This window comes from Stenotrophomonas sp. PS02298 (assembly GCF_029959445.1).
Lineage (GTDB): Bacteria > Pseudomonadota > Gammaproteobacteria > Xanthomonadales > Xanthomonadaceae > Stenotrophomonas.
Genome location: NZ_JASCOR010000135.1, coordinates 1 through 11,811 on the forward strand (window position 1 = coordinate 1; position 11,811 = coordinate 11,811).

Here is an 11,811-nt window from a genome sequence, read left to right on the forward strand (position 1 = left end):
AGTACATCGAGATGTTTTACAACCCGACACGGCGACACGGTTCCAATGGCGGCCTGTCCCCGATAGAGTTTGAACGGCAGTACGCACTAAACGGCTGAAGAGTGTCTACAAAAGCCTGGGCGATTCATACGGTGATTCGCATCTGTTTAGAAAGCTGTTGACCTGCGATACCGAGTTCAAACTCTGGTTCTGCCCCAGGAAGCAACGGGTGGACTCCATCCAGGTGAGCATCGTGCAGGACCGTGAGTTCATCGGATACCACGCATTCGATCCGGCCAATATCCATAACGACGTGAAGCCCGCAATCACACTGGTGGTCAAGTGGTTGTTCGACGGGCGGCATCTGCGGTTGGCTGACGAGGTTTATGCCGATGGTCTCTCAGATGATCATGCGCAGATTCTTGATTTCGTGCGACGGCATCTGAACGGTCATGTATGGGGAAATCAACTCAACGACGACCAGGCCTTACGTCAGGTATTGAGCCATACCCAGACCAGTCGGCCCCTGATACTTACGGGTGGACAGTCGCTGGATTTGTTCGCGCAGACGCTGTACCTGCGTGCAGGCGGTGTATGGGACGACTATCAGGCCTTGTACAACGATGAGTCGTTGGAGGACTGGGGTGACGCGGTATCTTCTTTCCGACAGTCAGTGACGTTGGATGCGTATCAACGCCAGCAATTCATCCACATGCTCGATCAGGCCTGCACGCAGGTGCGGGCTGCGCTGGATGAGAGGCCTGTATCGGTGTGAGTGCGCTTTGGTTGCATCCGCGAATTGGTTGTTCGTCGGAGATTCCGTTTCAGCGCACGCCGTGCATCATCCGCTTCAGCAGCGGCGAGGAGATCAGGGCAACTACCGCGCAGCCCAGGCCTATCCACATCAGCAGCCAGAACAGGTGTTCGTAGCGGCCAGCGGCCTCGGCGATGTTCATCACTTCGCCTTCGGGTACGTCGATGGCGGCCAGCTTGCCGAACAGTGCTGCCAGCGTCTCGGAGAATGCCGTGGCCAGGAACCAGGTGCCCATCATCAGGCTGACCACGCGCGGTGCCGCCAGCTGGGTGACGGCCGACAGGCCGACTGGCGACAGGCACATTTCACCGATCTCCAGGATCAGGTAGGCCAGCACCAGCCACCACACGCTGGCCATCTGTCCGGTTGCGCCCACCTGCTGCGCTGCCAACGCCAAGGGCACGAAGGACAGGGCGCCGAACATCAGGCCGAACGAGGATTTCAGTGGCTTCGACGGGTCGAGGCGACGCTTGTCCAGCCATGCCCACAGTGCAGCGAACAGGGGCGCAAGCAACACCAGGAACAGCGCGCCCAGATAGGTCAGTGAACCGGCGCTCTGCGGCAGCACCAGGCAGTCGCGGACCAGCATCACCAGCATCGCCACAACGATGACGCCGAACAGCAGGCGTGGTGCATTTGATGCCGGATTGCGATCAGACAGGCGTGCTGCGACCACGAAGCCCAGCGGCGCCAGCAGCAGCGAGACGATCGACCACGGCAGCGGCGTGCCTTCACGTATTACCAGCGAAGGCACCAGATCCTTGGTCAGCAGGCGGTCGGTGAAGGTGACCCACGAACCATAGGTCTGCTCGTACAAGGTGAAGAACACCAGTGCCATGAAGATCAGCACCATCAGCGCGATCATCTGCTGGCGCTGTTCCGGTGTGCATTGTGTGCCGGTGAACCAGGCGAACCACAGCAGCACGCCGCCGAGCACAACGATCATCAGCATCAACGCGAGGCTGATTTCGCCGCCCAGTGCGAAGGCTCCGTTCGCGGCAGCCCACATCAGCGCCGCAACCGGAATGATGCCGACGATGGCAACGCCGTAGATCAGCCATTCGCGCGGCACGCCGAACACGCGCTCACGCAGTGTCTCCGGTTGTGCCGGCTCGGCATGCCCGTGCAGGTACTTCTGGCCCCACAGGAACATCGCCAGCCCGACCAGCATGCCGATGCCGGCCGCGCCGAAACCGTACTTCCAGCCATAGGCTTCACCGAGGAAACCGCAGACCAGGGAGGCGAACAGGGCGCCGAGGTTGATGCCGGCGTAGAACAGCGAGAAGCCCGAGTCGCGCCGCGGGTCGTTTTCCGGGTAGAGCTTGCCGACGATGGTGGAGATGTTGGGCTTGAGGAAGCCCACGCCCATGATGATCAGCGCCAGCGACAGGTAGGTGACCGACAACGCGGCTTCGTCGCGTACCACTTCGCCTGCTACGCGGTGCGCTTCGTGGCCTTCGAAGGCCATGCCGATGTGGCCCAGCACCAGCAGGATGCCGCCGAACACCACCGCCTTGCGCATGCCCAGCCAGCGGTCGGCCAGCAGCCCGCCGAACACCGGGATGCAGTAGACCAGGCCACCGTAGGCCCCGAGCAGGTCCAGCCCGGCCTTGTCGCCGAACAGGTGGTACTTGGTGAGATAGAGCAGCAGCAACGCCTTCATGCCGTAGAAGGAGAAGCGCTCCCACATTTCGGTGAAGAAGCAGACGTAGACGCCCTTGGGGTGGCCGAGGAAGTCGTCGGAGCGGGGGCGGCTCAATGCAGTTCCAGTCATCTGTGGTGCCGGGTGGGACAGCGGCCGAGTATAGGACCGCTGCCCCGGTGCTGCGCGTTCAGAGATAGCGCAGCCAGGCCAGGTCGCGACGGCGTGCCTTGAAGCGGGCAAAAGCGCGGGTGGCGGGGTAGAGCAGCACCGCGAGCGCCACGCTGATCAACAGCAATGCCGACACCGATTCGACTGCGAAGTAGGGCGCGTGGTTTGCGCCCCAATACGCCATCGCTGCGAGGTAAAGCAGCTTCAGCACGTACAGGTGCAGCAGGTAGAAGAACATCGGCGCCGCGCCGATCCACGCCAGTGGCTGCAACCACGCTGCGATGCGTGGCTGCTCGTACAGGCGCAGCAGCAACAGGCCGATACCCAGCGTCAGCAGCAGGAACAGCAGCGAAGGCGGGTATTTGGTGACATTGAGCAGGCTCATCAGCGTCAGCTGGAGGTCGGCAAGGTGCAGCCAGGGATGGTCGCCGTAGATGTTGGCGGCACGCAGCAGCACGAAGCCGATCAGCATCGCCGCGCCGGTGAGCAGCAGCCAGCGCTGGCGCTGCGGCGCCGGGCGGTTGCTGGCGTACCAGGGGCCCAGCACGTAGCCCAGGGCAATCACGCCGATCCACGGCAGCAGCGGGTAGGAGGTGCGCAGGCGCAGGCTGTCGCCCAGTTCGATCCAGTCACGCTGGTGCAGGATCTTCCATAGCGTCGCCAGCACGCCGTTGCCCTGGGCCTGCAGCGGATCAAGCAGGTTGTGGCCGGCAATGATGACCACCGCCAATGCCAACAGCAGCGTGCGCGGCAGCCACAGCAGGCCGGCCAACGCGATCATGCTCAGGCCGATGGCCCAGATCACCTGCAGGTAGAGCGTGCTGGCCGGGAACTGGAAGGTCCAGGCGAAGTTGACCAGGGTCAGCTCCAGCACCACCAGGAACAGGCCGCGCTTGAGCAGGAAGGCGGCGGTGGCGCGGCGCGGATCGGGCTGGCGTTGACCATACAGCCCCATGCCGACAGGCCGGTGAGCAGCACGAACACCGGGGCGCACAGATGCGCCAGCAGGCGGAAGCTGAACAGCGCGGGCGAAACCGAGGTGACGTCCATCGGGTCGCTGACCTGATGCTGCAGATAGAAGGTCTCGCGGACATGGTCGATCAGCATCAGCAGCATCACGGTGCCGCACAGCTGGTCGATGGAGGCCAGGCGTGTGGTCAGGGCAGGGGGCATGCGGGGAAATCTTACGGAAAGATATAACATAACACTTTGGAGCTGCGCGGGCGACTTTGCCGATATGGCCTGCAACGCGTGCGGATTGGTGGAACTGCAGGCTTGCGGGGCGCCGACGTGGCGTTCAGGCTGGACTTGCCGTTAAGCGGGCGTTAGCGTGGCGAAGGTTTTTTTGCCATCCAAGGGCTTTCCATGAACAACGCTGCGCCTGCGCAGCTCACATTCCGCGCGGTGGTTCTTGCCGTCGTGCTGGCTGTGGTGCTGTCTGCCGCCAATGCTTACCTGGGCCTGTTCGCAGGCTTGACCATCGCTACCGCCATTCCGGCCGCCGTCGTCTCGATGGGCGTGCTGCGTCTGCTCGGTGGCGGCACCATCCTTGAAAACAACATCGTCCAGACCGGCGCCTCGGCCGGCTCGTCGATTGCCGCCGGCGTGATCTTCACGATCCCGGCGCTGGTGATCATGGGGTACTGGCCGGACTTCAAGTACTGGTGGGTCCTGGGCATTGCCGGCCTCGGCGGCCTGCTGGGCGTGCTGTTCTCGGTGCCGCTGCGCCGCTCGATGATCGTCGAAGACCCGCTTCCCTTCCCGGAAGGCAAGGCGGCGGCGGAAGTGCTCAAGGCCGGTGAAAACCCGGGTCCGGGCATGAAGATCCTCGGCATCTCGGCGGCCATCGGTGGTCTGGTGAAGCTGGCAGCGGCCTCCGGCCTGCGCATCTTCCCGGACGCCTGGGCGCAGTCGGCCTATGTCGGCAGTTCCAAGATCACTGCCTTCATCGGCACCAACCTGTCGCCGGCGTTGCTGGGCGTGGGTTACATCGTTGGCTTGAACGTCGGCATCGTGGTGGTGTCCGGCTCGATCCTGTCCTGGCACATCGCCATTCCGCTGTACCAGGCGTTCTTCCTGGGCGGCAACCCGGACCTGGCCGCATCGCTGGCAAATGCCGGCTCGGCCGAAGCAGCCTTCGCCATCTGGGGTTCGCAGATCCGTTACCTGGGCGTCGGCGCCATGTTGATCGGCGGCGTCTGGACCCTGTTCTCGCTGCGCAAGTCGCTGCTCAATGGCGTCAAGAGTGGTTTCGCTGCTGCCCGCAAGAGCAGTGGCCCGGCGCTGGCCGAGACCGAGCGCGACCTGCCGATGAAGTGGATGCTGATCGCGCTGATCGCCTTCACCCTGCCGCTGCTGGGCCTGTACCAGGCCATCGTCGGCCAGTGGCACGTGTCGATCCCGATGACCATCATCATGATCGTCGCCGGCTTCCTGTTCGTGTCCGTGTCGGCCTACCTGGCTGGTCTGATTGGTTCGTCCAACAACCCGGTCTCGGGCATCACCATTTCCACCATCCTGTTCGCCTCGGTGGTGCTGGTGCTGCTGCTGGGCAAGGACGGCCTGATTCCGGTCGGCGTTGGCGGTGCTCCGCTGGGTGCGGTGGCCGCAATCATGATCGGTGCGGTGGTCTGCTGTGCTGCCGCCGTCGGCGGTGACAACCTGCAGGACCTCAAGGCCGGTTATCTGGTCGGCGCGACGCCGTGGAAGCAGCAGCTGATGCTGGGCATCGGTGCTTTCTCCTGCGCCCTGATCATGGCGCCGGTGCTGAACCTGCTGGCCCATGCCTACGGTATCGGTGCACCGACCGCCGAGCACCCCAACTCGCTGGCAGCACCGCAGGCCAACCTGATGGCTTCGGTTGCGCGTGGTCTGTTCGGTGGCGAACTGCCGTGGGGAATGATCGCGCTGGGCGCTGGCGTTGGCGCGGTGATCATCGCCGTCGACGAGTGGCTGAAGAAGACCGGCAAGCGTTTCCGCGTGCCGGTGCTGGCTGCTGCCATCGGTATCTACCTGCCGCTGGAACTGATGGTGCCGATCTTCCTCGGCGGCCTGCTGGCCCATCTGGTCGAGCGCTTCCACAAGCTGCGTGCCGAAGACGAAGAAGGCCGTGACCGCGTGCACCGCCCGGGCGTGCTGTTTGCCGCTGGCCTGATCACCGGTGAGGCCTTGATGGGTATCGCAATCGCGGTGCCGATCGTGGTCAGCGGCCAGGGCGACGTACTGGCACTGCCGCTGGGCGGGTTTGCCGATACCTGGGCAAGCGTGTCGGCCTGGGTGGGTCTGTTCGTGCTGTTCTTGGTTGGCCTGCTGATGTACCGCATCGGCAAGAAGGGCGAGCCGGCGGCGAAGGCCTGAGGACTGATTCGACGGGTGACTCTGCTGTCCCTTCTCCCGCCTGCGGGGGAAGGTGCCCCGAAGGGGCGGATGGGGGGAGCTTTTGATTTTGACTCGGCTGTGGGCTTGAAGCTTTAGAGCCAAAGCCAAAGCCAAAGCCAAAGCACCCCTCCCCAACCCTCCCCTTGGCCTGCGGCCAAAGGGAGGGGGCTTGAAGCCAGAGCCAGAGCCAGAGCCAGAGCGCCCTCACCCCAACCCCCGCTCCGCGCCCCAGCCCTTGCGCCGGCGCAAGGGCGTTCAAGGAGCAGCGAACCTGTGGTTCGCAAGCTGCTCCTCTCACCCCGCTTTGCAGGAGAGGGGCTTGGGCAGAAGCGAAGCAAGGCAATACCAGCAAAGCCGCCCTTGGGCGGCTTTGCTGTTTCCGGCGGTTGTGCGGGCATGACTTCAAGCCTTTGCAGTGGGGTGGGCTGGCCGCCTACCATCGGGGTTTGCCTTTGTCTGGGAGTTGCCCATGAAGCTTCGTCACGCCCTGTTGCCGCTGTGCCTGTTGGCCGCCTTGCCATCATTGGCCAGTGCGCGCGGTTTTGAAGTCCGCGACATGGTCAAGCTGGACCGCGCGTCCGCGCCGATGCTCAGCGCCAATGGTGCGCAGGTGGTGTTCGCCAAGCGCATCGTCGATGCCGACCTCAAGGCCAGCAGCAGCCTGTGGATCCGTGACCTGCGCACCCGTGACATGGCACCGCCGAAGCAGCTGAGCCCGGTTGGCTGGAACGTCAATTCGGCCTCGATCGAAGGCCAGAACGTGTACTTCCTCAGCGCCAAGAACGGCAGCCAGCAGCTGTACGTGATGCCGCTGGCTGGCGGCGAGCCGCGCCAGCTCACCGATTTCGCATTGGACGTGGACAGCTACCGCATCTCGCCGCAGGGCGACCGCGTGCTGTTCAGCACCGGCGTGTTCCAGGACTGCGGTTCGGACCTGGCCTGCACCAGCAAGCGTCTTGAGAAGGAAAAGGCCGACAAGAGCAGCGGCCAGGTCTACGACAGCATGTTCGTGCGCCATTGGGATACCTGGGCCGACGGCCGTCGCAACACCTTGTTCGTGGCCCCGCTGCCGGCGGCAGGCGCAGCTGCGGTGAAGGGTGCATCGGCGATCAGCGCGACGCTGGCCGGCGATGCACCGTCCAAGCCGTTCGGCGGCAATGAAGACTTCGTGTGGTCGCCGGATGGCAAGACCGTCGTCGCCAGCATCCGCGTGCAGGGCAGCAAGGAGCCGTGGTCGACCAACTTCGACCTGTACAAGCTCGATGCTGCCGGCAAGCAGGCGCCGGTCAACCTGACCGCTGCCAACCCCGCATGGGATGCCGGTCCGGTGTTCAGCGCCGACGGCAAGACCCTGTTCTACCGCGCGATGAAGCGCCCGGGTTTCGAAGCTGACCGTTTCGGCCTGATGGCGATGGACCTGGCCAGCGGCAAGGTCAATGAGATCGCCGCGCAGTGGGACCGTTCGGCCGATGGCATCACCTTGTCGGCCGATGGCCAGACTATCTACACCACCGCACAGGACATGGGCGAACACCCGCTGTTCGCGGTCAACATCGCCAGCGGCGAGCCGACCAAGCTGGTGGGCGAGGGCAGCATCTCGTCGTTCGACATCGCCGGTGATGCGCTGGCCTTCACCCGCAACTCGCTGAAGAGCGGCGACCAGGTGTTCACCAGCAGCACCGTTGCCGGCGCACCGCAGCGCGCCATCACCCAGAGCGCCGGTGAAATGCTGGACGGCGTGAACTTCGGTGACTTCGAGCAGTTCTCGTTCAAGGGCTGGAACGACGAGACCGTGCACGGTTACGTGGTCAAGCCGCACAACTACCAGGAAGGCAAGAAGTACCCGGTTGCGTTCCTGATCCACGGCGGCCCGCAGGGCAGCTTCGGCAATGGCTGGAGCTACCGTTGGAACCCGCAGACCTATGCCGGTCAGGGCTACGCGGTGGTGATGATCGATTTCCACGGTTCCACCGGTTACGGCCAGGCTTTCACCGATGCGATCAGCCAGCACTGGGGCGATCGCCCGCTGGAAGACCTGCAGAAGGGTTGGGCTGCGGCGCAGCAGAAGTACAGCTTCCTCAACGGTGACAAGGCCTGTGCGCTGGGCGCCAGCTACGGCGGCTTCATGGTCAACTGGATTGCCGGCAACTGGAACGAGCCGTGGAAGTGCCTGGTGAACCATGACGGTGTGTTCGACCAGCGCGCCATGGGTTATGCCACCGAAGAGCTGTGGTTCACCGAGTGGGAGCAGGGTGGAACCCCGTACGACGTGCCGCAGAACTACGAGAAGTTCAACCCGGTCAACCACGTCGCCAACTGGAAGAAGCCGATGCTGGTGGTGCAGGGCCAGCTGGATTACCGCATCCCGGTGGAGCAGGGCCTGGCCACGTTCACCGCGCTGCAGCGCCAGGGTATCGAGTCCAAGTTCCTGTACTTCCCGGACGAGAACCACTGGGTGCTGAAGCCGCATAACAGCGTGCAGTGGCATGACACGGTCAATGGCTGGTTGAAGCAGCACATCGGCGAATGATGTTGGGAGAAAGGCATGCGTTGGCATGCCTTTCTTTTTCTGGGAGCGAAGAAGCGCCCCCTTCCGCCCTTCGAGTACCCCTGCCTTCGTGGGGGGCAGACCCTTCTCTCGGAAGGGTTGGAGAAGGGAGCGGTCAGCGGACATTGTTGCAAGCTCATGGCCCTCTCCCTCCGGGAGAGGGGTTGGAGTGAGGGCGATGGAGTTGCCGGATCCATACGTTCTGCACGAACCAAGCTTCCTTCATCAGGAAGTTGCGCAAGTGGCAGGTTCTTTCACGTGGACAAGGGGGGGCTTGTCCGCAATCACTGCATGCAAGGGGATAGACGATGATGGCAGCCGCAACAGGCGCACTCATCAGCAATGACATCATCGTGTTCGGCCTGATCGCCGCCACCTTGGGCGTTATTTTCTGGACATCGGGCAGCAGCAAGCCGCTGCTGAAGAAGTTCTACAGCTTCGTACCCGCGTTGCTGCTGTGTTATTTCATTCCCGGCGTGTACAACACCGTCGGCCTGATCGACGGCGAAACCACCAAGCTCTACAACCCGATCGCGCGTGATGTGTTCCTGCCCGCGGCGCTGGTGCTGTTGACGCTGTCCATCGACCTGAAAGGCATCCTCGGCCTGGGCTGGAAGATGCTGGCGATGTATGTGGCGGCGGTGCTGAGCATCATGCTCGGCGCGGTGGTCGCGTTCCAGGTAATGGCCTGGCTGCATCCAGAAACGGTAGCCGGGGCAACCTGGGGTGGCATGGCAGCGCTGGCCGGCAGCTGGATCGGTGGCGGCGCCAACATGCTGGCGATGAAGGAGATCTTCGAAGTCGATGCCACCACCTTCGGCCAGTTCGCGGTGGTGGACGTTGGCGTCGGCTACGTGTGGATGGCGGTGCTGATCTTCTTTGCATCGCGTGCACCGGCCATGGACAAGCGCAGTGGCGCCGATACACGCGCGCTGGATGATCTGCGTGACCGCGTGGCCAGCTACCAGGCACAGCATGCGCGCATTCCGACGCTGGGTGACCTGATGGTGATGGCTGGTGTGGCCTTCGGTGCGGTCGCACTGGCGCACGGCCTGGCCGCACCGCTGGCCGAGTGGTTTGCCGCAAACGTCAGCTGGTCCAGCTCGGTGAGCATGGACAAGCCGTTCGTGTGGGTGGTGATGCTGGCGACCTTCATCGGTCTGGGCCTGAGCTTCACCCGCGTGCGCGAGCTGGAAGGCGTAGGCGCGTCGAAGTGGGGCTCGATGTTCCTGTACTTCCTGATCGCCTGCATCGGCATGCAGATGGATCTGTTGGCGTTGCTGGAGAAGCCGTGGTTGTTCGCGCTGGGCGTGCTGTGGATCGGCGTGCACATCGTGCTGCTGTGGCTGGCTGGCAAACTGTTGAAGGTGCCGTTCTTCTATTTCGCCATTGCTTCGCAGAGCAATATCGGCGGGCCGGCTTCGGCGCCGGTGCTGGCGACCGCCTTCCATCCGGCCTTGGCGCCGGTGGGCGTGCTGCTGGGCACCTTGGGCTATGCGGTCGGTACCGGTGCGGCCTATGTGGTGGGGATCACGCTCCGGGCTATGGCTGGGGCTGGGTGAGAAGCGGCGCGTTTTGCGCGCCTTCCCCTCTCCCCAACCCCTCTCCCGGGGGGAGAGGGGCTTCACAACTGCAGTTGCACATATTGCTAGCGCTCGGGTCGCACTGAGCTCCTCTCCCCTTGCGCCAGCGCAGGGGCCGGGGCGCGGAGCGGGGGTTGGGGAGAGGGGTTGGGGAGAGGGGAGGCGCGCAGCGCTGCTTTCGCTGAACAAGACCCCTGTCCGCCACCATGCTAGGCTCCATCCTCCCACGCCACGTAACCAACGTGGCGTTTTTATTTCCCTTCGATCGACAGGAACAGGCCTTATGCCGACCGAACCCAATACTGCGCTCATCACCAATGACATCGTCGGCCTCGGCCTGATCGCTGCCACATTGGCCCTGATCTTCTGGTTGGCCAGTGGCCCAACCCCGCTCTGGAAGAAGGTATTCACCTGGGTCCCAGCACTGCTGCTGTGCTACTTCATCCCTGCCATTTACAACACCACCGGTTTGATCGATGGCCACGGCACCAAGCTCTACAACCCGATCGCGCGTGATGTATTGCTGCCGGCGGCGCTGGTTCTGCTCACGCTTTCCATCGACCTGAAAGGCATTGCCAGGCTCGGCCCCAAGTTGCTGGTGATGTTCGTCACCGGCACCGTGGGCATCGTGCTGGGTGCGGCGGTGTCGTTCCAGGTGATGAAGTTCATCCATCCGGAAACCGTGGCCGGTGATACCTGGGCCGGCATGGCGGCGTTGGCCGGCAGCTGGATTGGCGGCGGCGCCAACATGGCGGCCATGCGCGAAACCTTCAACGTCGATGCGACCACCTTCGGTCAGATCGCGGTCGTCGATGTGGCCTGCGCCAGCCTGTGGATGGCGGTGCTGCTGTGGTTGGCTGGCCGCTCGCAGGCGATCGATGCCAAGAGCGGTGCCGATACCTCGGCCATCGATGACATGAAGCGTCGCATCGCCGAATACGAAGCCAAGAGTGCGCGCAATCCAAGCCTGACCGACCTGATGGTGATCGTTGGCGTCGGTCTGGGTGTTGTTGGTCTGGCGCATGCCCTGGCGACGCCGCTGGCTGCTTGGTTTGGTGCCAATGTCAGTTGGGCCAGCAAGGCCTCGCTGGATTCGTCATTTGTATGGGTGGTGATGCTTTCCACCGTTGCCGGCCTGCTGCTGAGCTTTACCCGTGCGCGCAACCTGGAAGCGGCGGGCGCATCGAAGATCGGCACCTTGTTCCTGTATTTCCTGATTGCCTGCATCGGTATGCAGATGGATCTACTGTCGCTGGCCGATCGCCCCTGGCTGTTCCTGCTCGGTGTGATCTGGATGGGCGTGCATATCGGCCTGCTGTACGTGGTTGGCCGGATGCTGCGCACGCCGCTGTTCTTCTTCGCCATTGGTTCGCAGGGCAATATCGGTGCGGCGGCATCGGCACCGGTGGTGGCAGCTGCATTCCATCCGACGCTGGCGCCGGTGGGCGTGCTGCTGGGTACGGTGGGCTATGCCACCGGCACGGTGATCGCCTACATGACTGGCCTGATGCTGAAGTGGATGGCTGGCGCCTGAGCCTTTGGCTGGTGTTGTGGGAGCGGCGTAAGCCGCGAAACCTACAAATCATGCGATTGCGATGATGGCGTGATCTGCAGCAACACCAGCTTCGCGGCTTACGCCGCTCCTACAAATGGGGTTATCGGTAAGGCCTCTGCCGAGCGTGGCTCGGCACTACAG

Annotated in this window: 6 protein-coding genes and 1 pseudogene; 5 read left to right on the forward strand and 2 right to left on the reverse strand. The window is 63.4% G+C overall.

What is annotated here, in order from left to right:
• Positions 1–208: 208 nt before the first annotated feature.
• A complete protein-coding gene (locus QMX78_RS16505; protein ID WP_282271561.1) occupies positions 209–754 on the forward strand; it encodes a hypothetical protein in 546 nt (181 codons plus the stop codon).
• Positions 755–803: 49 nt separating this feature from the next.
• Here the strand turns inward: QMX78_RS16505 and QMX78_RS16510 are convergent, their stop codons facing one another.
• Positions 804–2,567, reverse strand: coding sequence for an oligopeptide:H+ symporter (locus QMX78_RS16510; protein ID WP_282271563.1), 1,764 nt, complete (start codon positions 2,565–2,567; stop codon positions 804–806).
• Positions 2,568–2,625: 58 nt separating this feature from the next.
• Positions 2,626–3,779, reverse strand: a pseudogene (locus QMX78_RS16515) (heparan-alpha-glucosaminide N-acetyltransferase domain-containing protein).
• Positions 3,780–3,971: 192 nt separating this feature from the next.
• On the opposite strand from QMX78_RS16515, the gene QMX78_RS16520 reads away from it, so the two are divergent.
• The 4 genes from QMX78_RS16520 to QMX78_RS16535 all read left to right on the forward strand — a co-directional run bounded on the left by QMX78_RS16520 (position 3,972) and on the right by QMX78_RS16535 (position 11,649).
• Positions 3,972–5,963, forward strand: coding sequence for an oligopeptide transporter, OPT family (locus QMX78_RS16520; RefSeq protein WP_282271565.1), 1,992 nt, complete (start codon positions 3,972–3,974; stop codon positions 5,961–5,963).
• A gap of 490 nt (positions 5,964–6,453) precedes the next feature.
• Complete coding sequence (locus tag QMX78_RS16525) at positions 6,454–8,514, forward strand: S9 family peptidase (RefSeq protein WP_282271566.1); 2,061 nt, start codon at positions 6,454–6,456, stop codon at positions 8,512–8,514.
• A gap of 329 nt (positions 8,515–8,843) precedes the next feature.
• Positions 8,844–10,094: a DUF819 family protein gene (locus tag QMX78_RS16530; RefSeq protein WP_282271567.1), complete on the forward strand. Its 1,251-nt coding sequence runs from the start codon at positions 8,844–8,846 to the stop codon at positions 10,092–10,094.
• Between the two features lie 304 nt (positions 10,095–10,398).
• The gene (locus QMX78_RS16535; RefSeq protein WP_282271568.1) at positions 10,399–11,649 is read left to right on the forward strand and encodes a DUF819 family protein; all 1,251 of its coding nucleotides are present in this window, start codon (positions 10,399–10,401) and stop codon (positions 11,647–11,649) included.
• Positions 11,650–11,811 lie beyond the last annotated feature (162 nt).